General features: G+C 39.9%; 21 protein-coding genes. 5 read left to right on the top strand and 16 right to left on the bottom strand.

All coding sequences use genetic code 11. The features are described from left to right. Positions 1-173: 173 nt before the first annotated feature. From AC1DND_RS01930 to AC1DND_RS01910, 5 genes are all read right to left on the bottom strand, one after another. Positions 174-2,285 (bottom strand): peptidase domain-containing ABC transporter, encoded by a 2,112-nt coding sequence (locus AC1DND_RS01930; protein WP_477578664.1) that lies wholly within the window; start codon positions 2,283-2,285, stop codon positions 174-176. A 5-nt stretch (positions 2,286-2,290) separates the two neighbouring features. Then, positions 2,291-3,451 (bottom strand): HlyD family secretion protein, encoded by a 1,161-nt coding sequence (locus AC1DND_RS01925; RefSeq protein ID WP_215129394.1) that lies wholly within the window; start codon positions 3,449-3,451, stop codon positions 2,291-2,293. Positions 3,452-3,513: 62 nt separating this feature from the next. Then, complete coding sequence (locus AC1DND_RS01920; RefSeq protein WP_215129392.1) at positions 3,514-3,720, bottom strand: bacteriocin; 207 nt, start codon at positions 3,718-3,720, stop codon at positions 3,514-3,516. Positions 3,721-4,027: 307 nt separating this feature from the next. Continuing rightward, positions 4,028-4,561: an ExbD/TolR family protein gene (locus tag AC1DND_RS01915; RefSeq protein ID WP_477578662.1), complete on the bottom strand. Its 534-nt coding sequence runs from the start codon at positions 4,559-4,561 to the stop codon at positions 4,028-4,030. A gap of 205 nt (positions 4,562-4,766) precedes the next feature. Then, positions 4,767-5,297 (bottom strand): superoxide dismutase family protein, encoded by a 531-nt coding sequence (locus AC1DND_RS01910; protein ID WP_215129389.1) that lies wholly within the window; start codon positions 5,295-5,297, stop codon positions 4,767-4,769. A gap of 119 nt (positions 5,298-5,416) precedes the next feature. Between AC1DND_RS01910 and AC1DND_RS01905 the strand changes: the two genes are divergently transcribed. Together AC1DND_RS01905 and AC1DND_RS01900 are read left to right on the top strand one after the other, a co-directional pair. Further along, entirely contained in the window at positions 5,417-5,764 is a 348-nt protein-coding gene (locus AC1DND_RS01905) for a hypothetical protein (RefSeq protein ID WP_215129386.1), read from the top strand. A 116-nt stretch (positions 5,765-5,880) separates the two neighbouring features. After that, the gene (locus AC1DND_RS01900) at positions 5,881-6,732 is read left to right on the top strand and encodes an EamA family transporter (RefSeq protein ID WP_477578659.1); all 852 of its coding nucleotides are present in this window, start codon (positions 5,881-5,883) and stop codon (positions 6,730-6,732) included. Here AC1DND_RS01900 and AC1DND_RS01895 read toward each other — a convergent pair whose 3' ends face one another. Both AC1DND_RS01895 and AC1DND_RS01890 read right to left on the bottom strand, forming a co-directional pair. Further along, positions 6,733-7,017, bottom strand: a complete 285-nt coding sequence (locus AC1DND_RS01895) for a putative quinol monooxygenase (RefSeq protein ID WP_477578657.1) — start codon at positions 7,015-7,017, stop codon at positions 6,733-6,735. After that, positions 6,989-7,618, bottom strand: coding sequence for an NAD(P)H-dependent oxidoreductase (locus tag AC1DND_RS01890; protein ID WP_477578655.1), 630 nt, complete (start codon positions 7,616-7,618; stop codon positions 6,989-6,991). The genes AC1DND_RS01895 and AC1DND_RS01890 overlap by 29 nt, the downstream gene beginning before the upstream one ends. A 98-nt stretch (positions 7,619-7,716) precedes the next feature. On the opposite strand from AC1DND_RS01890, the gene AC1DND_RS01885 reads away from it, so the two are divergent. Both AC1DND_RS01885 and AC1DND_RS01880 read left to right on the top strand, forming a co-directional pair. Further along, the gene (locus tag AC1DND_RS01885; RefSeq protein ID WP_477578653.1) at positions 7,717-8,376 is read left to right on the top strand and encodes a LysR family transcriptional regulator; all 660 of its coding nucleotides are present in this window, start codon (positions 7,717-7,719) and stop codon (positions 8,374-8,376) included. A gap of 101 nt (positions 8,377-8,477) precedes the next feature. Beyond that, a complete protein-coding gene (locus AC1DND_RS01880; RefSeq protein WP_477578652.1) occupies positions 8,478-10,970 on the top strand; it encodes a PAS domain S-box protein in 2,493 nt (830 codons plus the stop codon). Between the two features lie 210 nt (positions 10,971-11,180). Here the strand turns inward: AC1DND_RS01880 and AC1DND_RS01875 are convergent, their stop codons facing one another. Together AC1DND_RS01875 and hutH are read right to left on the bottom strand one after the other, a co-directional pair. Beyond that, positions 11,181-13,187, bottom strand: coding sequence for a urocanate hydratase (locus AC1DND_RS01875; protein WP_477578650.1), 2,007 nt, complete (start codon positions 13,185-13,187; stop codon positions 11,181-11,183). A gap of 19 nt (positions 13,188-13,206) precedes the next feature. Then, the gene (hutH, locus tag AC1DND_RS01870) at positions 13,207-14,742 is read right to left on the bottom strand and encodes a histidine ammonia-lyase (protein ID WP_477578648.1); all 1,536 of its coding nucleotides are present in this window, start codon (positions 14,740-14,742) and stop codon (positions 13,207-13,209) included. A 76-nt stretch (positions 14,743-14,818) separates the two neighbouring features. Here hutH and AC1DND_RS01865 point away from each other — a divergent pair, with 76 nt between their 5' ends. Further along, positions 14,819-15,712, top strand: coding sequence for a LysR family transcriptional regulator (locus AC1DND_RS01865; RefSeq protein ID WP_477578646.1), 894 nt, complete (start codon positions 14,819-14,821; stop codon positions 15,710-15,712). Here AC1DND_RS01865 and AC1DND_RS01860 read toward each other — a convergent pair. The 7 genes from AC1DND_RS01860 to tssD form a co-directional block, all read right to left on the bottom strand. Beyond that, positions 15,709-16,320 carry a DUF8184 family protein gene (locus tag AC1DND_RS01860; protein ID WP_477578644.1) on the bottom strand — a complete coding sequence of 204 codons (612 nt, stop codon included), beginning with the start codon at positions 16,318-16,320 and terminating at the stop codon, positions 15,709-15,711. The two genes, AC1DND_RS01865 and AC1DND_RS01860, sit on opposite strands and share 4 nt — an antisense overlap. Before the next feature lie 6 nt (positions 16,321-16,326). Then, positions 16,327-20,940 carry an RHS repeat-associated core domain-containing protein gene (locus tag AC1DND_RS01855; protein ID WP_477578642.1) on the bottom strand — a complete coding sequence of 1,538 codons (4,614 nt, stop codon included), beginning with the start codon at positions 20,938-20,940 and terminating at the stop codon, positions 16,327-16,329. A gap of 11 nt (positions 20,941-20,951) precedes the next feature. Beyond that, positions 20,952-22,235: a tetratricopeptide repeat protein gene (locus tag AC1DND_RS01850; protein WP_477578640.1), complete on the bottom strand. Its 1,284-nt coding sequence runs from the start codon at positions 22,233-22,235 to the stop codon at positions 20,952-20,954. A 19-nt stretch (positions 22,236-22,254) separates the two neighbouring features. After that, positions 22,255-24,072 (bottom strand): type VI secretion system Vgr family protein, encoded by a 1,818-nt coding sequence (locus tag AC1DND_RS01845; protein WP_477578638.1) that lies wholly within the window; start codon positions 24,070-24,072, stop codon positions 22,255-22,257. 12 nt (positions 24,073-24,084) lie between these two features. Then, positions 24,085-24,672, bottom strand: a complete 588-nt coding sequence (locus tag AC1DND_RS01840) for a T6SS effector amidase Tae4 family protein (RefSeq protein ID WP_477578636.1) — start codon at positions 24,670-24,672, stop codon at positions 24,085-24,087. 1 nt (position 24,673) lies between these two features. After that, on the bottom strand, positions 24,674-25,225 hold the full coding sequence (locus tag AC1DND_RS01835) for a hypothetical protein (RefSeq protein WP_477578634.1): 552 nt from the start codon (positions 25,223-25,225) through the stop codon (positions 24,674-24,676). 103 nt (positions 25,226-25,328) lie between these two features. Beyond that, the coding region (gene tssD / locus AC1DND_RS01830) for a type VI secretion system tube protein TssD (RefSeq protein ID WP_477578632.1) at positions 25,329-25,526 on the bottom strand (198 nt) is incomplete at its 5' end.

Below are 25,526 nucleotides of genomic sequence, written 5' to 3'. Positions count from 1 at the left end.
TAAAAAGAGCTTCTGCAATTGCTTTCCAAAAACAATACAAATACATACTTAACTATGTATTCCTAGTTAGGCTAACAGCAGAAACGTCTATGGCAAAGAACTTTCTTTTTGAGTGAAAGACCCTGAAATAAATTCAGGGTGACGCAGAGAGAGGTAAGTCTAACTTACGAAGTCTAGGCCAAGTGGTATTTCAGCTCCTGATGGCTGCCTTGCTCAACCACTAAACCTTTATCCAATACAATAATTTTATCAGCATTGTTCAACGTGCTCGATCGGTGCGTAATTACAATTACGGTTTTCTGTTCGGCTTTTAAAAGTTCGATCATGCGTTGTACATGTTGCTCAGAAACCGAATCGAGCGATGAGGTGGCTTCGTCTAAAATCAGGATTTCCGGATCGCGGTATAAAGCCCTTGCAATGGCAATCCGCTGCCTTTGTCCGCCTGATAAAGATGTACCGTTTTCGCCCAGATAAGTCTGAAAGCCCCTAGGCAAAGCCTCAATAAAGCCAATTAAACCCAGCTTGGTGGCAATATCAATAATCCTTTGCATATCGGGCTCTTCTTCGCCAATGGCAATATTGTCGATTACGTTACCAGCAAATAAATCGATCTGCTGTGGCACTACCGATACCACTCTGCGAAGCGACGAGTTGGTAATGTATTTCAGATCATATTTACCTATACGCACATTGCCCGCCTGTATCGGATAAATATTCTGCAGGATAGACATTAGAGTTGATTTTCCCGAACCACTCTCGCCAACAATGGCTGTAAATTTACCTTGTGGAATGGTTAAATTCAGATTTTCGAAAACGGGTAGCCTTGCCCCATAGCGGAAAGAAACATTTTCGAAATGAATATCCCCAATTTTATCGGCACTCAGTTCAATCTGGTTCTCATCACTTTCGCGTTCCAGATCCATAATCTCGAATAACCTGTCGGCCGCAATAACAGCATCCTGTACGGTTTTATTCATCCCGATTAAAGAAGATACTGGTCCTGTAAAATAACCGATCAACGTATAAAACGACAATAGTTCTCCAGGGGTAATCGAATTGCTTAATACATAACCTGCACCTACCCAAAGCAATACAATGGTAATCATGCGCGAAATAAACTCGGTAGAAGTACCCGATACAACGGCATTTATATTCGATTTAAAGCCTGCCTGGAGCAACTTGATGAAACGGGTTTCGGTTTTATCGTTAGCATGATCTTCTAAGCCGAAACGTTTAATGGTACCTACAGCGTTTAAGCTCTCTACCAATTGCGATTCGAGCTCGGCAGCATCTTCCATTAACCTCCTTTGCGTACGTTTGTTAAATTTATCGGTAATTACATAAATTATTAGGTATAACGGGATAACCGTAAGCGTGATGAGTGCCAATTTCCAGTAGTAGGTAAACATCATGATAAATGAGAAGAAAACAATAAAAATGTTGACTACAAAATTTACGCATACATCATTTAAAAATGTTCTGATTTTTACCGCATCATTAATCCTCGAAATAATTTCGCCCACCCGCATGGTATCAAAAAACTGCTGTGGCAAACGGAGCAGATGTTTGTAGTACCCTAAAATAAGCTGCGAATCGATTAACTGGCCTGTTTTTAAGGTAAAAATTGTTTTTGCCGAGCCAATAAACAGCTGTACCAGCAGAATAACCATCATGGCTATGCTCATGAGGTTTAGCAGGTTATGGTTACCATCTACCAGTACAAAATCGACTAATTTCTGAACAAAAATAGAGGTGGATAAACCCAGTACAGTATAAACAATAGCACCAAATAAAACTTGCGTCAGAATGCCTTTATGCGGTTTAATCAAACTCCAAAATCTACCCTGGATTGATTTTTTTTCATTGCCGATCTGAAAGTCTTCTGATGGCAACAATAAGACTAAAGCACCAGTCCATTCCTTTTTGAATTCATCGTGCGTTTTACGGTGCACTTTCCCATCTATAGGGTCCATCACCTCTATAAACTTACTGTTTACTTTGTAAATCACTACATAATGCTGAAGGATATCATTCACAATAATATGTGCTATAGCGGGCGTAGGTATTTTAAATAAACTGTCAAAAGGTGCCTTTACACCTTTCGCTTCAAATCCTAATTTTTGGGCCGCTTCAACAAGTCCTAAAACGGTTGTACCTTTTTTATCGGTTCCGGCAAGCTGCCTGATGCGGGCAACAGCCAAATCCAATTTATAATGAGCAGCAATTGAAGCCAGACAAGCCGCACCACAATCTGTTATATCTCGTTGCTTAACTTTTGTACTCATTGCTTCTATGTTTTTTGGATTAAATTCGGATTAACCCAATCATCAACCTTATCATAAAGTAATTGATATAAACTACGGTCGGTTACTTTAAAACGAGCCGTAAAATTCATTCCTTTTTTGAGGTATCCTTTGTAACCGTTTTTGAGCATCAGAAAATTTTTATCCATTAAACACTTTACCTTAAAAGCAGGCTGGTTACCATTTAAGATCACAATATCGTCCGAAATATCGATCACTTTACCTACTGCCAAACCCCACTGGTTATAATTATAGGCATTGATCTGAAAATGCACTTCCTGTCCTTTTCTAATCAGGCCAATATCTGAAGGATTGATATAACAGTAGGCAGCTAAACCCGCATCGGGCGAAACCTCTCCTACTTTTTGGTTGGCAAATACGTATGCGCCATTCTGCAAACCGACTAAATTCTGAACTGAACCATCTATCGGCGCACGCAATACATATTGTTTTTTCTGCTCATTAAGTTCTGCCTGCTGACCCGAAAGTTGACGCAGCTCATTCCGGTAACCATTGGCTTCAGTTTGCCATTGAGTTTTATATTTGGTACGCACCATTAAATAAACCGATTCGGCCTGCTCTAGTTCGTATTTGTATTTTTCGTATTCAGATTGCGTAAGTACTTTATTCTGATAGAGCTTACTATAGCGCGCAAAATTGCTCGCGGCTTGTCTTTTTGCAATACCAGCATTTTTTGACTCCTGCACATATTGTTGCCAGGACGCTACATATTGGCCGCTTTGCAAATTTGATGACCCACCGTTAAATGATAACAGCGTGCTAATATCTTGTAAAAAATGGGTGATCTGGTTTTTGCGGGTTTCAACCAAGGCATCCTGCTGTTTGGGTAAACCCGCATCAATGGCTAAGAGCGTATCGCCCTGCTTAAGTCTTTTATTATCCGAAAGTTTGTACTGTATTAACCGGCCATTAACCGGTACAATAAGTTCTGTTTTTTCGATGGTCGATTGTAAAACGCCTGTCCCATTTATACTAATGGGTATTTTAACAAATGGAAGGGCAATCAAAACAATTAAAATGGCTGCCACAGCAACGACATAAATTAATTGGCTTGATTTACTAATTTGAGAACGGTAAACGAGAGCAGTATTTGAAATTCTTTCTGTAGAGTAACTGGTTAGCGCCATAGTGTTGAAATCGTAAAGCATCCGCTATTCTGGAAACCAGAACAGCGGATACAATAAATTGCTTATAGACTCCAAACAAGTTTCAAAACATTGGTTACTGTTTTGCTTAAAAATGTCGAAGTGTCTGCACCAACTGCATTTAAAGTTCCTGCAAGAGAAGTTAAAAGTTCGTTTAATGTATTGTTAATAATACCACCACCTTCAACTTGTGACATTTCAGTTGTGTTCATTTCTTTAACACCAAGATTTTTTAATTCTAAACTTTTCATACTAGATTTTTTTTGAGTTTTAAGATCCCTACTCTTTTGAAGGCTTTTCGGGATGCGCCTGATGCTTGGCCAAACACTTCGACGAATGTAATAATATTAGCTATACTGATGTAGTATTAAACACCTAACAAAAACCTAACGATTCGTTAATAACCCCAAAAAAATGCCCCCATCACATAAAAAACGCAATCACTACCAAAAAACTAGGGTATTAGTTTTCATATTCAATTTATTCATTAGCCTGAAACCGCCTTGCATTCTTTTTATTCGCTGATTTTTATTAGTCTGGTTTAAAAAAATAGCTTGATCAGATGCCATTCATTTTCATAAATGCTATCTCTTTTTCTGCGATATGATCGTCGTCAATGGCATACGATTTAATATTGCCAATCTTCATCTCATCAATTACATCAACAAAATTTTGGAACTTGGCCGTTTTAGCTGGCTTGATAATTACGATCATGTATTTGGCAGGATTGTGCTGATGTGTTTCTGCAACCAGTTTCTCATTTTTACTAATTTCTTTTTGAATATTTGCCACAGGTATAATGTGCATATCTGCCTTTTCTATTGTTCCCATGTAGCAAACGGCCTTGTTGTTTTTGCCGAGCAGGATGGTCATGGTACGTGATTCGGGATAGGGTACAATATCTACACCCTCATCTTTAACTGGTTTAGCAATATCTGCCGCATTTAAGCTACCCAATGAAGTGGTGAGCATAAAAAATGCAGTCAATAAAAACATCAGATCTACCATTGCGGTAAGATCTACCCTTGGGACTGGTTTTTTGGTTCTTCCTTTCGCAGCCTTGCCGCTTTGAGATTCGTTTAATGTTGCCATAATAATTTAGGTTTTTAATGATGATGACAAGCGCTATCAAATTGCATAAAAAAAGCGATTAAAAATTTAATCGCTTAAGAAAAAGTCGTCATTGCGAGGAGGAACGACGAAGCAATCTTACAACTGTGGGTTTATGGCTACCGTATTAAGATTGCTTCGTCGGCTGAAAAAGCCTTCTCGCAATGACGATCATATTAATATAATATTACTTCACTGCTTCAATTACACCGCAACCCACCCTTGGCCCTGAGTTACCAGTTGGTTGTGTAGTATAATCGTCGGTACCACCATGCACAATAATTCCGCGACCGATAATATTTTTAATATCGCCATCCTTAATGCTCCATCTATCGGTAGTAACCGAAAGCGTGGCATGGCCTTTATTATCTAACATGATGTTGCCAATGTCACCGCTGTGATAATTGGCAGATCCCCATTTGCCGTGAGCTTCTTTAGTTGGGTTCCAGTGGCCGTGTGTATTTTCACCCATATTGCCACAATCGCCATGTTCGTGAAAGTGGACCGCAACATTACTGTCTGCACGTGCAGCAAAATTCATCTCGATGTCCATCTTAATTTTTCCATCGCTTAATTCGTAAAACTTTGCCGTTCCAATGGTTTTTGTATTATCAGCTGTTTCGGTCAAAGTGGCCTGGGCAATTTCTTTGTCGGTTTTAGCACAAGCACTGATAAGTGCTACACCTGCAATAGCTAAGCTTAAAAGATATTTTTTCATTTTATAAAAATTTAGTTCACATAAGAAACAGATTGACAATCATTTAGTTTGCTTTAAAAAGAAGGATGCTAAAACCATTTCGAATGCCACTTGTTTAAACAGTATAAAATCGTATAACTATGGAACAGCCAATTGCAATGAACACTTTAAGTCAAATTTTGGAGAAATTGAGGCTGAAAGGAAAAGATAACGAATTAAAAATTTCTGATCATGGTAAGATGCAAAGTAAATCGCTCGGAAAAATTTATAGCCCCGAAGATTTAACCATTGTTAAAACTTATCGCTTTGAAGGAGATTCAGATCCTGCAGACAATTCAGTATTGTATCTGGTAGAAGATCAGGAGAAAAACATTGGGTATATATTAGATGCTTATGGCATCTACTCTGATAATGAAGGACCGGCATTTGATGATTTCTTAAAGAAAATTCCTACCGAAAATAGAGATGAACAGGAACTTTTCTGTTAATAGCCTAAAAATTTTATTGGAAGGGAGAATTAGCGTAATCTGATTCTCCCTTTTTGTATTTTAAAATATTAGCAGGTTATAATTCCGTAATTTTGCGCCTCATTTACCAGCGACAGATGAAAAGCAAAATCAATATCCCACCCATACCAGCCGTTTTACTGTCTATTATCAGTGTGCAGTGTGGGGCGGCAATTGCAAAAGGGCTTTTCCCACAAATTGGCGCTGCTGCTACCGCATCGTTACGGATCGGTTTATCAGCGATCATCTTATTAATCGCTTTTAGGCCAAACTTATTTAAACTAAATGCCAAACAATGGAAATATGTTACCCTATACGGTGTTTGTTTAGGGGTAATGAATATGGTATTCTATATGGCTATAGCAAGAATTCCGATTGGTTTAGGAGTAACTTTAGAATTTGTTGGCCCATTGGGCCTGGCTATTTTTGGATCTAAAAAACCTATAGATTTCCTTTGGGTAGTACTGGCCGCAGCCGGCATTGCACTAATTGCCCCCTGGACTAGTACAGGGCTAAATGTTGTGGGTGTATTGTTGGCACTTTTAGCCGGCATTTTTTGGGCAGCCTATATTATACTGGGTGGTAGGATCTCAAAAATAATGAAAGGTGGTGATGCTGTTGCCATTGGAATGTTATTCGCTACCATAGTCATCTTGCCATTTGGTGTTTTTAGCGACGGCTTAAGTGGCCTTAATCCAAAATTACTGGGTTTAGGAGCAGCGCTTGCTCTACTATCAAGCGCCATCCCATTTACCCTCGAAATGAGAGCCCTTAAGCAGCTCCCTGCCCGGACTTTCAGTATTTTAATGAGCCTCGAACCTGCCATGGCTTCATTAGCTGCACTCGTTTTTTTACAAGAATACCTCACTTTAAAAGAGTGTTTTGCCGTGGCTTTCGTTGTTATTGCTTCTGCGGGTTCTTCGTTAACAGCCAGGCGTGCAAAACTGTAATTAGGCCAGTTTTTCTGTTTTATAGATTACAATGCCATCCGTCAATGTATCTGCTTGCGCTACAAAGGCTAAAATATAAGGCTGCTGATCGTGGAGATCCAAACCTGCCTGATCTTTCCACTCCTCCTGAAAAATAAAAGTATTATCAATTGCAGATTCATGCAGATCATACTGAATGCAGGCTTCCTCTTTGCGGGAATTTACCACCATATCCAGCAGCATAGTTCTTAATGCTGCTGTGGTTTCTTTCTTACTTTTAACAATTGCTGTTAGATAAATGCTCATATACTGCTGTATTTAAAAAATTTTGGGTTAAATGTTCCTCATGCAATTTAAGTGCATTCGTTATATCTGCGTTCTTTTCTACATCGTGAAAATGAATGCCATCTATGCATTCCATTCCGGTAAAAGCGTTCATTCTATGAAAACCAAACAATACACCATCATCTACACTGGTTTCCATAAAAAATTCTTCAGGTAAGGTAAATGCTTCTTTTGGTGCATTCCACGATGATGTTACCATGTACTTACGACCGTGCAACATCCCTCCGGTGCCGTAGTTTCTTGTCGGATTATCTGCTTTACGGCCATCACTTACATAGATTCCTTTTTTATGCCCTTCGGTAAACACAACATCGATATATTGTTTAAACCCATATGGTAACTGAAACCACCAGATGGGTGTATGGTAAATTACAACATCTGCCCAAACATATTTTTCTACTTCCTCTTTCGGATCATAATCATGATTAATGTTAGTTGTTTTCACTTCGAAATCTGCCAATGAAGAAAAGAAACTGGCTGTAGCATCAGCTATTGTTTCGTTAAACCTGCCCCCTGAGTGACCAAATTTTTGTCCCCCGTTGATGATGAATATTTTTGTCATTTCGTTTTTCTATTTGATAAGACAAAATTACAGCGCCTAAATCTATTATTAAAACAAGTTAATTCATAGCTTTGTATCAGAATTATAATAGCAAAATTATGGTTAATTTAGAATGGTACAGAAGTTTTAAGGCAATTTATAAAACGGGAACCTTAACCGGTGCAGCAGAGAACCTGTTTATTTCGCAGCCCGGGGTAAGTTTGCATTTAAGTTCTTTAGAAAGTTACGTCGGCTATAAGCTGTTCGAGCGTACGGGCAGGAAGATGATTCCGACCGAAAAAGGAAAAGTGCTTTATAATTTCATTGTAGAGCCGCTTACAAAACTTGAGGATGCTGAAAAACATTTTCAAAAAAGCACTGAGAAACATACACCAACCATTAGCGTAGGCATGTGTTTCGAAACTTTTCAGATTACACTCGAACAATATATATCTACACTTCCTTTTAATGTGATCATCCGTTTCGGCGAATATCCTGAAATGTTAGACCAATTGGATAAAGGTATTTTAGACCTGATTATCACCCCACAAAAAGGCAATTCGGCCAATGTAGAACACGAGGCTTTTTCCTCCGAAACCATTGTTTTAGTAGGCGGAATAGAAACTGATGGGCAAACTTTTAATTCGTTGGTTAAAAAGAACGATTTAGCCGGAATGGAAGCCTGGTTAAAACAACAAAAATGGTATGGAACAGCCGGCGATATGGAACATCTTCTACGTTTCTGGCAGCTTAACTTTGGCWAACATGCCGATGGTTAGTATATAGTTTATATTGAAAATGATCATGGTTAGATCCCTGATTTAATTTTGCTTAAACAATAGATAAATAATTATTTCAGATAATACTTTAAGCTTCCATAATGAGTTATCCTAATCACCTTTTAAGTAGCGATCAATTATTAGAAGTTTTTAATTTGACCCATACGGCCACAGCTGTTCATGTTGGCGAAACGGCCATAATTCAGGCGGCAAATGATGCAATGCTCAGAATATGGGGAAAAGACAGGAGCGTAATCGGAAAATCGTTAGAAGAGGCTTTACCTGAACTTAAAGGACAACCTTTTATCGATATGTTCAGGAAAGTATGGTTGGAAGGGCTTGTAATTTCGGGAAAAGGCACTGCCGCCGATATAGTAATCGACGGCGAATTACAAACTTTCTATTTTGATTTCGAGTACCGGGCGATAAAAAACGATGCGGGTAAAACCATCTGCATTTTACATACGGCAATTGATGTAAGCGAGCGGGTACTTAGACAGCAGGCTGTAGAACAGGCGCTTGAAAGAGAAGAGGCGTTACAACGCGAGCAAACTTTAAATGAAGAACTGGCGGCAACAGTAGAAGAACTTGCCACAACCAATGAAGAGCTTGTGGCCACCAACGAAGAGCTCCAGGAAACACAAGAAACGCTGCACGTTTTAAACAACGAACTGGAATTAAGGGTTATTGAGCGCTTTAACCAGCTTTCGGAAAGCGAAAAGCGCTTTAGGACCATGGCAGAAGGAACCGATATTTTTATTGCTGTTGCTGATGAAAGTGGAAATGCCATTTATTTTAATAAATCGTGGGTAAAACTCACGGGCCGATCGATGAAAGATCTGCTCGACTTTGGCTGGGCAGATTTAATTCATCCTGAAGATCGGGATAGGTATATAAATATTTACCTTTCGGCCCTTGCCGAAAAAAGACCTTTTACCGGCGAATTTAGAATACTCACCAAAAAAGGCGATTACAGATGGTTGCTTGCTAGCGGCCCTCCACGTTTTCATGCCGATGGCTCATTCGCTGGTTACATTAGCTCCTGCATTGACATTACAGAACGGAAGTTAATTGAAATAGAGCGACTGAATCTAAATAAACTTATAGAGGCGAGCTCAGAGTTTATAGGCATTGCCGAATTGGATATGTCAATCCAGTACCTAAATCCTGCCGCAGTACAAAAACTAGGCTGGTCTGGCATTTCGAACAGAACAATCTTAGATTGCATTTTTCCAGAAGATCGATTAAAGGCAAAGGAAATTCTACCAGAGATTTTAAAGAATAATACCTTCAGACAGGAGATTCGATTCTGGAATGAAAAGACAGGACATCCTTTTTGGATTGAATGGAATGGCTTTGCCATTCGAAATGAAACCGATGAAATAGTTGCCATTGCTACGGTAAGTCCTGATATTACAGAGCGAAAACTTTATCAGGAAGAACTGCAAGGCATAAATATGGAAATGGCAGCAGCAAACGAAGAGCTGGCCACTACAAATGAAGAGCTTGCTAAAACGCATGATGACCTTATCAAGTACACCAATAAACTATCAGACAGTGAGGAAAAACTCAGACAGGCGATAGAAACCGGCAGAATGGGTACATGGAGCATCAATCCGAAAACACTTGAAGTTACGATGTCGAGCTTTGTTAAGGACTTGTTGGGCTTGCCTTTGGATAAACCTGCAGAAATGGATATGATTATGAAGGCCGTGAATCCGGATTACCATAACATGCTTTTTTCGGCGCTGGATAATGCCATAAAAAACCATTTACCTAGTGATACGGAATACCCGATTAACAATTTAATTAATGGTCAGGAAAAATGGGTTAGAGCAACCGGGCGTGTTTTTTTAGATCAACAGGGAAATCCAACGGAGTACTCTGGCCTTTTCATCGATATTACGGAGCAAAAATTAGATGAGATTCGAAAAAACGACTTCATCGGAATGGTTAGTCACGAGTTAAAAACACCGCTAACTGCAATTAATGGTTTTGTGCAGGTTTTGCAGCGCAAAGCAAAAAAAGATGAAGATAATTATGCCATTATTGCTTTAGATAAAGCGCACAGCCAGATCAGGAAAATGACCGCCATGATTAATGGTTTCTTAAATGTATCCCGTTTAGAATCGGGCAAGCTGCTTATCGAAAAAACAAACTTTAGCTTAGATGAACTGCTGAAAGAAACCATCGAAGAAACTTATGTGTCACAATCTTCGCATCAAATTATATTAAACCCAACATGCGAGGTTAACATTAATGCCGATCGGAATAAAATCGGGAATGTGCTTTCTAACCTGATCAGCAATGGCTTAAAATACTCAGACAATGGTACACGTATCGAGATTACCTGCAAATTGCACCATACTGAGGTTGAAATTCAGATTAAAGATGAGGGAATAGGGATAAAGCCGGAAGATATTGATAAACTTTTCGAACGTTATTACCGCGTGCAGGGTAACCACACCATTTCGGGCTTTGGGATCGGGCTTTACTTAAGCGCCGAAATTATTGAAAGACATGGCGGCCGGATATGGGCAGAAAGCGAAGAAGGTAAGGGTTCCGTTTTTCATTTTACTTTGCCATTGAGTTAATTAGCACAGTTTTTACCGCAAAGATCACTAAGGTTTTCGCAAAATGAGATAAGTTTTTTCTGGAAAAATGGTCGTTACGGAATTTGCACGATCTATATTTTTTTGTCATTCTGAGTGAAACGAAGAATCTTTCTTCTGTATGTGCTGTTACATGAAAAGATTCTTCACTGCGTTCAGAATGACAAAAAGGCGTTTTTCTTTTGTAAAACTTTAATCTATCTCTAATCCCTCCAAAACCTCATCATCAACCAAATTCGGCAGTGTAATTTTTAAAGTACCAGTCCGTTCCATTTCGCGTTCGATGGCAAAGCGGGCTTCTTTATTTCGTGCCCAGCTTCTTCTGGCAATGCCGTTGTTTACATCATAAAAAAGCATGTTTTGTAGTTTTTCAGCAGTTTGTTCGCTTCCATCCAATACCATCCCGAAACCACCATTTATTACTTCCCCCCAGCCAACGCCACCACCATTGTGGATCGAAACCCATGTGGCGCCCCTAAAACTATCGCCAATTACATTATGAATAGCCATATCTGCGGTAAACCTGCTTCCATCGTAAATATTGCTCGTTTCTCTAAATGGAGAATCCGTTCCGCTTACATCATGATGATCTCTCCCAAGAATAACTGGTGCCGATAATTGGCCGGTATTAATCGCTTCGTTAAACCTCAGCGCAATCTTTGCTCTTCCTTCAGCATCTGCATATAAAATCCTGGCTTTTGAGCCTACTACAAGTTTATTTTCCTTTGCCGCGCTGATCCAATTGATATTATCCTGCAGTTGTTGCTGTATTTCTGCCGGGGCACTAAGCTTAATCTCTTCCATCACCTCTTTAGCCATTTGATCGGTTAAATCGAGATCCTTTTCGTTACCTGAAGCACAAACCCACCTAAATGGGCCAAAACCATAATCGAAACACAATGGGCCTAAAATATCTTCTACATAAGATGGATATTTAAAATCTATCCCATTTGGAGACATTATATCAGCACCTGCCCTACTACACTCCAACAAAAAGGCATTTCCATAATCGAAAAAATAAGTTCCTTTGGCAGTATGTTTGTTAACACTGGCGGCATGCCTTTTTAACGAATCCTGAACATAAACTTTAAACCGATCAGCTGCATGGGCCATCATTTCATTTGCCTCAATAAAACTTAAACCTACCGGATAATAGCCTCCAGAATACGGATTATGTAACGAAGTTTGATCAGAGCCAATAGCCACATCAATATTTTCCTGATCAAACCGCTCCCATACATCAACGATATTGCCAATGTATGCCAGAGATACCGTTTCTTTTCCTTTTTGGGCAAGTACTACATGGTTAACCAATTCATCTAAGTTATCGATAAGTTCATCTACCCAACCTTGTTGATGCCTTTTGGTTGCAGCCTTAGGATTTACCTCTGCACACACCGTAATACAGCCCACAATATTGCCCGCCTTGGTTTGTGCGCCGCTCATACCACCTAATCCTGCAGTAAGAAAAACTTTGCCAGCAGTATCCTTTCCATAAAAACCCTTTTTGYGGAAAGCATTCATTAAGGTAATGGCCGTACCATGAACAATACCCTGAGGCCCTATATACATGTACGAACCTGCCGTCATCTGTCCGTATTGGGTTACCCCTAACGCATTAAACTTTTCAAGATCCTCAGGTGAAGAATAGTTGGGTATCATCATACCATTGGTAACTACAACGCGTGGTGCAGCGGTGCTTGATGGAAATAATCCCTGTGGATGCCCGCTGTAAATATTCAGCGTTTGCTGATCGGTCATCGTAGCCAGGTATTGCATTGTTAAAAGATACTGTGCCCAATTTTGGAATACACTTCCATTTCCGCCATAAGTAATCAGCTCTTCAGGATGCTGTGCAATTGCCGGGTCTAAATTATTCTGGATCATGAGCATAATTGCCGCAGCATGAACAGTATGGCAGGGGTACGCCGTTATGTCTCTTGCATAAATGGCATAGTCGGGCATAAAACGGTACATATAAATGTGTCCGTAGTTTTCCAGTTCAGCCAAAAATTCTTGAGCAAGCGCCTGGTGCCATGCTTTTGGAAAATAACGCAAAGCATTTTTAATGCTCAGTTTTTTTTCACCTGCGTTTAAAACATCCTTTCTTACAGGCGCATGGCTTAGTTCTGTATTTCTGTTTTTGTGTGCAGGCAATGTTGAAGGAATACCTGCCAGTATCTGTGCTTTAAAATCCATGTTTTACAATTTTGACCGCTTAATCTAATGTTGATTCTGCCTCGCTTGCAACGGCAACAATTTCACCTTTTTGTACCATTTTAATGGCATTCTCCATCCTATCATACATAATCTGATCTTCTTCAAAATGATCAATTTCGGTACGCACAAAATCGTGTACCGCAGCCAGTATTTTGCCCGGTTTTAATGGGTGATGATAATCAACGGCCTGTGCGGCACAGAACAGCTCGATACCCAGGATTTTTTCTACGTTTTCGATCACCTGCAGGGCTTTACGTCCGCTGATCGAACCCATACTCACATGATCTTCCTGACCTAAAGACGTTGGAATACTATCTGCACTAGCCGGAAAACAAAGCCCTTTATTTTCGCTGGCCAAAGCAGCAGAGGTATATTGAACAATCATAAAACCCGAATTTAATCCAGTTTCTTTCATCAGGAGTTTAGGTACACCTGGCGTATTTCCTTCCAGGGAAAGGTAAATCCTACGATCGCTGATGTTTCCGATTTCTGAGGCGGCTAAGCAGGCGTAATCGAGCGGTAAGGCCAATGGCTGACCATGAAAATTACCGCCGCTGATCGTTAAATCGTCATTAAATATTACAGGGTTATCCGTTACCGAATTCAGTTCGATTTCTAAAGCTTCTTTTAAATGCATCCATGCCGTTCTGGAAGCTCCATGTACTTGTGGAATACACCTTAATGAATATGGATCCTGTACTTTGGCGCAATCGGCATGCGATTTCATAATTTCAGAACCTCGCAACAGTTTACGTACTTGCCCGGCAACCGCAATATTTGCCGGATAAGGCCTAAGCTGATGAAGCTGTGCATGAAAAGGTTTTTCAGAGCCTTGTAGTCCTTCGATCATCATCGCCGAAATGATATTGGCTGAAGCCAGCACATTTTCTAATCGCTGTACCACTTTAACGGCATGCGCAGCGATAAACTGGGTACCATTAATGAGGGCCAAGCCTTCTTTTGGCCCCAACTGCAGCGGACTCATCTGATATTCTTGTAAAAGCTGAGCTGTAGCAATAATTTCACCTTTGTAATGAACTTTTCCTAAGCCAATTAAAGGCAAAAAGAGGTGAGATAAAGGAGCAAGATCGCCGGAGGCACCAACAGAGCCTTGTTTGGGTACTACCGGTATAGCACCGATTTCTAAAAACCAGATCATTCGATCGAGCGTTTCGATTTTAATACCTGAATATCCCTGCGCTAAAGCCTGTAGTTTTAAAACCAACATCAGTTTTGATATTTCACTATCTATCGGCTCTCCAACACCAACAGCATGACTTTTCAAAATATTCTCTTGTAATTTACGGGTATCAACCGCCGAAATCATGGAGGTACACAGTGGTCCGAAACCGGTATTGATGCCGTAAACGGCTTTACCTGAAACCGCTATCCGTTCAACTACCTTACTACTTTCCAGTACTTTATTGCGGGTATCCTGGCTCAATATTCCTTTTATCTCGCCATTGCTGATGGCCAAAGCCAGTTTAGCGGTTAAATGATCTGTTCCATAATTAAAAATCTGTTGCTCGCTCATGTTAAAAAGGTTTTAAACAAAAATAAGCTCTATATTTGATACCTATAAATACCAATTACATCATCATGTAATAACCATGGGTTATCAGATAGAACTTAGGCACTTAAAATATTTTCAGGTTTTGGCCGAGGAACTGAAGTTTAGAAAGGCCGCAGATCGCCTTTTTATTTCTCAACCAGGCCTGAGCCGGCAGATTAAACAGATGGAGGAAATTTTTAACGCCCCATTGTTCGATCGCAATAAGAAAAAGGTGGAGCTTACCGAAGCAGGCCTGTACCTAAAAGATGAGGTAGATTTTCTGTTCAGCCATATCGAAAACATTAAAAAACAGATCAGCAATATTAATGAAGGCAAACAGGGCGAACTTCGAATTGGTTTTTTAGGCTCAGCAGCACAAAAAATCGTCCCCGAAGTTATATTTAAACTGAACAAAGATTTTCCAGAAATCAGAACAAATCTGGACGAAATGCCCAATAAGTTACAGATCGAACTGTTGGAAAAAGACATGCTTGATATGGGTTTTGTAAGGATGCAACAGTTTAAACCTGGCATTTCTAAACACATGATCCATCAGGATACTTTTTCCCTTGTATTGCCTAAAAGTCATCCCATGAAAAAGGCATCATTTGAAGCGGTAAAAAAATTGGGCAATGAACCCTTTATCTTTTTCTCTAGTGATGACAGTCCATTCTATTACGACCTAATGATGAGCATTTGCGAGGATCATGGCTTTAAACCCAAAACCTATCACAAATCGGTTAATGCGTTAACCATTTACAAACTGGTAGAAGAAGGTTTGGGCATTGCCATTGTACCCACCGCCCTGCAATATGGCTATCAGGAAAACGTAAAGTTTGTAGAGCTTACCCATATTCCGCAAAGAACAGAACTTTACATGATCTGGAAAGAATCTAACCGGAACCCGGCACTAAAAAATGTAATCAAATTGTTGTTGCAGGATAAAGTTTAGGTTGTAATACCTATTTCAATGAATTTAGAAAAGAGATTATAAACAGTATTATTAATATCTAGCGGATAACTTCCTGTATCGCCGTTATTCAAACTATAATCTAATTGTTTTTGATCAGCGCATGCTAAATTATCAACCTTAAACCTACCCCATGGATTCTGCTTAATCAAAATAATTTCATCTTCTTCACTTATAACTGCTAAAGAATCAATTAATTCATATTTTTCATTTTGTTTGTAAAGATCCAATTCTTTAAATTTCCCTTCTTCAAAGAAGAGTTGAAACTTATCCAATTCATTCTGATCAATAGCCTTAAGATCAAAACTAGAAATTGCTTCAAAAATTAAACTGTCAATCTCATGTTGGCGTTCCAGTTTGAAGATGGTTTCTTTGTTTCTATAAATAGACCTAAAAGATAATGTTGTGAATTTATCATCTACAACAACATCGAAAATATCTTTTAATGATGGTTCTCCATGAGGATTCTCATCTAAAAGAAATTTATTTAAATCTAAACTGTAACTAAATTTAAGGTCGGCGATTAAACATAGTTCTTTTACTTTCGGCTCGTAAGTTATACCTGAGACTTTTGGCTTAATAATTTTCATAAAATTTTATTTACAACTCTGCAACGCTTTCCATGCAGCGTCAGACTTAGTTCTGTYAGTTCCGGACGAGTTTCTTATCGCATCAATCTCTGCTTGCATCTTGGCAAAATCCTTTGAATGAATTGTTACGGTACCTGTTGTAACATTCCCTTTAGTTATAGGTATGGTCACGCTTTTGGCACCACCTCTTTGAAGTTCGCTAAAGATATTTGACCTACATTTTGTACAAACTCCTACCGGCTTACTTCCTCCTGGATTAAAATCACCAGTTACATCAGTTATATGTACATCTTGACCATTTAACCACCCATTCCGAGAAAAATCTTTTAATCCATTTATTTCAGCATGTCCGCTCGGAGAACTACTATAGATTCCCGAATTTCCTCCTGCAGTTATTTTAGCAGTTGCACCATTCATGAAATCGCCCCATGGCATTAAACCGAAAACATCTAACCAGTAGTTGCTATCTTCAACATAGGAATAAAGTTTATCCCCTCCTTCCAGTCCTATTGGATCTTTACTTACATACCCTCCAATCTCTGGATCATAATACCTAAACCGGTTATAATACAACCCCGTTTCGGTATCCTCATATTGCCCCTGATACCTGAACGGAACAAATTCCCTGCTGCCGCTAAGTTTACGGATTTTTCCATAAATATCAAGCTCACAATCCCACACTTTTTTACCTGTGTCATCAAAAGCCTGTACAGGTGTACCCAAATAATCGCTAATAATGGAGTAGCACTGGCCATTAACAATTTTGGCACTTGGGTTAAATTTATTCTGATCGTAAACCCAGGTAATTAAATCACTGCCCAGCGGTTCTGTTTTATCATAACCGAGTAGACCGTCTTCATTAACTACTAAATTTGGCCGGTCGTTTAAGGGGTAGTTCCATTCATGAAGGAGTAAATTCCCATCCCACACGTAACGATACACCGTATTTTTAACAATTTTGGCTTTCCTCCTTCCTAAAGCGTCGTATTCGAAACTGATGATCTCGCCATGTGGATTTTTAACCGCTTTCATCATGCCATTGGCTGCCCAGGCGTAGGCCCAGTCACCTTTTTTCCACTCTGGCAAATCGGGTTCGGCATCGGCTAAGATATCAAGCATTTCAGTTTTGGGAACATCAGGGTTGGCCATTCCCCAGTTTAATTTTTTGCCAAATAGGCCATTGTCTTCAGATTTAGCAACTTCTTCTTTTGCCAGACCGATAATATTCCGTTTACTTTTTTGTAACAGGTTGCCTTTGGCATCGTAACGGTAATACCATTGGTCATCTTTAAGCAGTTTACCACCTTTATCGTAACGTCTGTCGCTGCGATCGCCTGTTTTATATAAGTTTCCTGTTTCATCGGGATTCTTATAAATCACTTTACCATCGCTATAACTTGCCGAAGAAAGACTACCAAAAGTATCGTATCTATAATTGATGCTGCCACTCGTAATGCTGTTTAAGCAGCTATTCAGTTTATCGTTTGGCCCCCAGGCATATTGTTTAAATGCTGTGATGGAACGACTGGCTTCGACCTTTTGACTAATTGGATGGCCTTCATGGTCATAATCGAATGTCGCTCTAACCCCGCCGCTTAAACTGCGGCTGGTTTCCTGTCCGTTTTTATTCCGGCCAATAGCTGCTGTCCATTCTGCTGATCCGCCACTTTTAGCTGCGATGCCATTCAGATAACCAATTTCATTATAATCGTATTTAATATCGGCCCCTAATGAACTTTTTAAACTTGTCAGATTTCCAAAAACATCGTATTGATAATTAATCTGGTAGCCATCCTGTATTTCCTGGGTGATCATACCCAACGGATTGCGCCTAAAACTAACCGAAGAAAGTTCGTTCTCTGCTGTAATGAGCAAACCAAGTTTATTGTATTGAAAGGCTTCGTAAGTACCATCTTCATAGCTGCTGTATACCAATCGGCCGCTCAGATCGTAATTGTGGTACACGGCCTTTCCATCGGCCTGTATCGTTTTAATAATCTGCCCGTCCTGGTTGCGGATATATTGTTGCTCTTGCCCGTCAAAACCAATTTCCTTTACCACATCATCATTCGCATCCCTTAAAAAGGTATACTCTTCACCTTTTTCATTGGTAATACCTTTTAAATTTTCCCACTTATCATAGGTAAAATGAAGGGCCTGGGCATTTTGACTGGATGATTGGCTGCTTCTTTTTTGTGTTTTTAGGCTACCCATTGGGGTGTAGGCCATGTGCCATTCTTCGCGGCCATCGGTGGCGTAAACCGGAAGATCATAGGCATCGTATTTGAAACGTAAAGCCTCTTCTCCAAAATCTTTCACAAGGATTACGCGGCCCATTTCATCACGTTCCCAGATCGTAGTTTGATCACCATCGGGGCTAAAACGGATCAGTCGACCGTAATCATCATAAGTCCAACGACGTCTATTACCTTCGCTCGAAACCGATTCGATTAGTTGATTTAGACTGTTATATGTCCAATGAACTTCATAGCCATCATTATCGCGACAAAATATGGGTAATTTTTGTCCTTCGTTATAATAAAAATCGACTATACGATTATCTTTTTGAACATGTTTAAGCAATTGGTTCTGCTCGTTGTACAACCATGTTTCGTTTGACCCAGCCGGATCACTGCGCAATATGAGGTTATTATTGTCATCATATGCATACTGATACTGCTCGCCATCTGCCGTATGATAAGTGGTGATATTGCCCCTCTCATCGTATTCATAACCGATTACCCTGCCCTCAGGGCTGGAAATCATTTTTTCTTCATTATAACGATCGTGTTCATACCAGGTTTCGCCACCCATAGCATCTACTTTTTTGTACACCAGATCGTTTTCATCATAATAATAGCGTTCTACTTTACCATCGCGATAATATACTTCGTTATATCCTTCTTCCGGGAAATAGCTTATCGATCCACTCATAAAACCATCTCTGCCTTCAGTATGGATTACACGGCCCTCCTCATCATAACGCCAGAAATAAGCCATCCCGTTACGGTTTGTTCTTTTCACTACACGATCGTGATCATCGTACTCAAAGCTGATAGCTTTACCTGCCTGATCGTATACTTTGATCATATTGCCGCGTTGATCGTAATCGTAACTCACCAACAGATCGCTGGTGTTTTTATATTGATAATAAACTGCTTTAATTGCCGTACTTGCCTCATTGTGCTGCATTTCGAGCACACGTCCAGAATTTTCTACAATGCGGGATAAAAGTTGTTTTTGATAGTAAAATGTAAGGTTGGTGCCGTTATTGTACTCAATTTTGCTTATGCGGTAAATATCGCCATCAACCGCGCCACTAAAAAGCGTATAGGTATAAATATCCTGATCAATAGTGAGTACCCAAGTATTTTCATTGGGCCGTTCCATCCAGATTTTTTGTGCACGATCGTACTGTTTGCCTGAATACGGTTCGATATAGGGCAAAGGCATCACCATATTTTCTTTCGGGTGGCTAAAACCAACAATTTCAGCTTCAGGATCTGGATAAATATATAAATCGTAATTATTGTAAACCTGATTGCCCAACATACCTGCATATGGCTTATCGCTGCGCCATACATTGTTCCAGGCCAGTGTTTGGCCACCAGGCAGTTCGAAATCGGTCCATTCGAAAAACATGGCACCAGTAACAAAATTAACAGGTTCCAACCCCCAATGACAAAGTTTTTTTGATATGGGATTATTTTTAAAAAGTCCCCGTAATACTTTATTGACACCTTTTAAGGCCGCTTTTGATAAGGCACTTCCTAATTTGGTGAGCCCCCTCATAATACCAAGGGCCGCAAAACGCATTAAATACTCTTTCAGCGTATAATTATGGGGTGCAAATGTACCACCAACCAACACGGGTTTACCAGTATTAATCTGTACATACATACTCAATAAATCGCTGTAAAAAGCGAAATAAGCCAATGGGTTTTTCTTCAATTTACCAGGTACAGTTGGCAGGGGTTTCAAACCCATTGGTGGGCACCAGCAGGTAAGCACCTGGCCGGGATTAGAACCGCTCATTTCCGAGCCTTGACCTTTTACAGTAGTAGAACCCCAGTATACCTCGCCCTCATGTGGCGAGCCGGGGATATTCACAATAAAATAAACTGGAATAGAACTGATGTGCCTAAACGGGAGCAAAACACCCATAACAGTAGTGGTAGTAGTGGCTTTGTGGCGACCATGTACATAAATTGAGCCGCCCATCGGGATACTGGCGGTACCGATTAAACCTTGCGCAAATTTTGGAATAGGAATACTGAAATGCAGGTAATCCATCGGATCGAACACCATCCCAATAAAAGGATGTGGTAAAGGCAAAGGAATAAACCCAAAAGATGGCGGAATGGGAATGGTTGTCCAGTGAAAATCGATAGCCAGTACCACATCAAAATGCTTGCTAACATGTTGTACCGCGGTATTGGCCATTCCAGGCTTTTTAGCTTTTACAAGCTTTAAGGTGCTTTTTGCCGCAGGGGGATTACTTCCAGGGGCAACGCCACCACCGCCGCCAACTGCTTTTGGTTCGGCTTTGGTTAGGCTTGCAGATAGGCTAATTGACCTATCGGTAGACATATTCGGTTTACTCGCTTTTACTTTTTTCATCCGTATATTTTTTATGATAATGGATTGGCGTGATTTTTTGGTACTTCAGCCATTGATTTCCAGTCTTCTCCGTAATCCTGCCGCATATCCATATCTAATTTTTTGCCCTCAAGGCTTTCCTCACCATATTTTTTTAACATGATCGATGCGGTATAAGCCATCGAACTTTGTCGCCGTTTTTCAACCGGCATTTTTCTGGCAATTTCCAAACACTTCAAATAATAATTCATTGCTTTTGCAGAGCCGGTTATTTTGCTCTCCGAAAGCTGACCAAGTAAGCGGGTACATTCCATCGCTATAAAATCGTTCTCTATAATTTCTGCGATTTTAATTGCCTTTTCGAAGTACTTTTTAGCTTCATCTTTACCCGAATGTGCCAGTAAGAAACTGCCATAGCTCATGTGGATATGCGCACTCAATAGTGTGTTTTCTCCAGCACGGGCCAAAGCCATCTCATATTGTTGGCGTGCTTCACTCCTTTTATTCTTTATGGCTAAACTCTGTGCCAGCATTATTCTTGCTGCCACTACCGCCTCGTGCAATCCTTGTTTCTGGGCGATTACAATTGCCCGTTCTAAAACTGCATTGGCCTGCTCATGTTTGCCTTTACTTAAATAATTACTTGCAATCAGTATCTGCTGCTGGTAATCACTTTCAGGATCGTTCTTCTCCCGGTTGGTATGTGCTGCCGCATTTTGCATCAACTGGCTCACATCAATATTGATCCTGAATTCGGTACCCTGTTTTAATTTTTTTAAGGTACGGTGTGTATGGTGCTCGGTATAAACCAGTTTAATATTATGGTTATCGAACGCTTTAACACAGCTGCACCATTCGTTAATCCATTCAGATAGGCCAGCTACATCATAGATGGTAGTTGGTGCCAGCTGAACATGTATTTTCTTTAATTTTAATTCAGGATAAAGATTGCATAACCTTATAAGTGCTGTAACAGGCAAGTAGGCATCAGTTTTATAATTCCGGGCACCTTCACCAACTTCAATATCCCAAACAACACCGGCTCTTGTATCCTTCTGCCATAAGTCAAAAATCTCCTTCCATTCTTTAACCAAACTTTTACCGTAATCATTTTCGTTCTGGAATTCCTGATAATGGAGCAGGAACATATCGTTAGTTCTGCTTTCTTCTGTTAATTGATATTTAAAATAAGCTTCGAATAAATTTACTTCGTGCCGCTCACCCAAACAGAGAAACAGGGTTTCTGATGGATGTTGCCTTACTACTTGTTGCCATTGTTTATCTATCTTAAATAATTCCAGTTGTATCGGGTTCATGGAGCTTTAATGTCGAAAATTAGTTTAGATTGATGGTGCCGCTACTGATATTCGTTTCGCTTTCACCTCCCACATTAATCTTTTTCGAAGCCAGATTGGCCTCTGTTTCGCCACTCATCGAAAGCGTTTTAGTACCAATATCCAAGGTTTGTGATTCTATCCCGATACCAGAAGTTGGTGTTCCATCTTCAGGCCCTACACCTATACCAATACTGATTGAGGCAGAATTTCCGATGTTTTCTCCTAGTGTTAAAATATCCTTTCCCTTAATGATGATTTTTCCCGTTTTATCCATAAAAATGCTGCTCTCTCCGCATTTAATCAGGATTGATTCTTTAGTTTCGAAAACTGCTTTACCGGCTCCATCCAGCTCGATAAAATTGCTGTCTTTATCCCGCATAATCATACCCGCACCGTCATCCATGGTTAAAGTATGTCCGCTTTTAGAAGTCAAACTTTTGCTGTTATTGCTGGCACTACCGCCACTACCACTTTTGCCGTGAAATACCGAACCCAATACGATTGGCCTGGCAATATTGCCTTCTTCGAAGGTTAAAGCTACCTGATCGCCAATTTCGGGGATAAATACAAAACCCCTGTTTTTACTCACTTTATCGCTGCTTCCTGCATCTGGTGTAATTACCCGCAGCCACTCCGTTACGTCATTGGTTTTACATTCCCATTTAAATTTTACCTTAATACGTCCCTGCCCTTGCGGATCGGCATTGTCTATTACATCTGCCAGTTGCATATCTGGGCTTGGTTTACTATAGTTTTTTACCAAAAGGCGCTCCGTTGTAGCTACCACACCTTCGAAAGTGTTGTAATATTTACCTGTACCATCAATATCATGGTTGATACTGGTGATCAGAAATTTACCCAGGCTTTCTGTAGAAAAAGATAGTTCTTTTCTCACACTCATCGTAATTTCGGCGATACTGCCAATGCTCAAAGCAGCATTATCTCCATTTGCATTTACTTTCAATAAATTACTGATGTGTGCCTTTTCTTCATTCTGTACATGATTTTTAATGTCGTTGTTATTGTCTACCCGGATAAGCGATGGTTGATTGAAGGTTTTGCTATACATCGCGTTAGAAACTTGTATGGCGTGGGCAAGGTCGGGTGATCCGTCACCCTGTCCGCTACTTTCACTCTGGAGCATCTCATCCTGTTTGGGGTTATAAGCAAAACGTTTATTCTTGATTGGTGCAATTTCCATGGCATACTGCAGGTTTTGTACATCACGACCGTAAATCAAGGCAACCTCTTTCTGATCATCTGGCTTACCAAAATTCAATTGGTTGCCATCATAGTAAAACCATTCATGGTATTCGCCCGAAAGCCTGTTCAGAAAATCGAAATCACTCTCCCTGTATTGAATCAAGTAATCAATAGGATCTTTTCTAGCGGCATTGGCCACAATTTTAATATCGTTTGAGGGAACATCCGATGTAGCAAGAGTTACGATCGTATTTAAATCTTTATCAAGATAAGAACCTAAATCAGGACCGCGATCGATCAAGATCGTTGGACTATAACCGCTCACAATCAGTACACCATGATAGCCATGGCTTTGTGCCAGTTCTACTTTGGTTACCAGGCCGGCAAATTCCTGTAAACTACCAGAATCGTGACCAAAGGAAGCAGTAAGGGTTTTACCCACAAAATCGCGACTGTCATTTAAACTGATCATTCCCGGCGAACCCATCTGATCGTGGTTAAACCGCAGCTCGAAAAAATGATGCGCATTAAAAGCTTGTTTTAAACTAAATGAGGCAAAATGGGTAATTGCCTTATTTTCTATGTTAATTTCTACAATGAGTTTCTTTTCCATAAATTCGATCTTTTAGCAAATCCACAAATAAATTCCGTTGGTTCTGGGGTCTAAGAAATAATCCTGATATAAACATTTATAGCCATCCCACAGGGTAAAATGGCCAGTCGCATCACTAAACTGGGTTTTAAAGCAGATAATACCCGATACGCCGTCTATTTTATTTTGAAACGCCCTTAAATCATGATGTGCTATCCAAGTGTCTCTAACTCCTTTTTCCACTTTAATATCGGGCTTTTTATATTTGTGGTTGAGGTAGTCGAAAAATTCGCTCACCCGAAAACAATAGCGCTTTTGATCAGCTCCAGCAATAGTTTCGAACTTTTTAGTATACGGATACCGACTGGGTATGGCATGGACTTTTACCTTTTCCTGGGCCAGGAAATTCTGTTTTGTGGTATATTTCCAACTAGGCAGGCTTAGGCTAAAAACCTTGTTATTAATACCTAGATAATTAAACGCCCTGCTCATCCTCACCACACAGGTATTGGTAATGTAAGCAGCATTAACAGCCCCACCAATTGTTGCTTTTACCAGTTCGCTACTTGTTGCTGGGTAATTTATCCTTAAATCGGTAAAACTTGGTAAAGAAAGTGGCATGCTATTTTTTGGTTAGAAGTGAATCAAGATATTTAGTACTTTTAAATGATGCATTTTCCAGTGCATAGAAAAATACATTCTTGCTTCCTGAAAATGAAAGAGTTGATTTAGCTTTCTGGAGAAAAACAATCAGCGTATCATTTGGGTATTCAATATATTTTAAATCACTCATTACCATATACTTCAGGCTATCCATAGGTTTTAGCTTCCCCTTAAATGATTTTAATATTTTCGCACTAAAAACCTTTTCGGCATTGTAAACGGAGTCAACCCTGGTAATATTTACCAGCACAATGTACCCTGCTTCCTTTTTAAGCTCATACACCATTTCTTTTGGCGGATCTTGATTTTTTTCGCCTTCCAGGTGTTTATTTGTGTTAACTAAAGCCAAAGAATCTTTATTAACGGCAGCAGGTAAAACATTCTGCTTCTTATTATTTTGCTGGCATGCGGCAAAACCTATGGCTAAAAGAGCCCATAGTAAGTTATGTGCATATTTTTTTGTTTGCTTCTGTATATTTTTATCGATTTTAAAAGCAAATACATCTGCCATGAGGAAGGTATTTAAATGTTAATTGCGATTCTATTCCGTTTAATTAAGGAAAAAGCATAAGACCAGGCACTAGAGGGATATCTGTGGCCTGGTCTGCTGAAATTTAGGCTTTAGGCCAATCGTTTTCATGTTCTGCATTGCCCAGTTTTAGTTTACGGGCCGATACCACAAAACTTAAAGTCATTGGCGTATTGTCGTTTACCGCAATACCCTCGTTATACTGGATGATATAACCATCTTCGAAAGACAGTTCCTTCATTTTTGCATCTTCTTCGCCTTTCTTGAAAACCAATGTTCCTGA

Source organism: Pedobacter sp. 01N416 (assembly GCF_056399685.1).
Note: the sequence above shows the minus strand (reverse complement) of the source record. Positions and strands in the feature narration are given on the sequence as shown.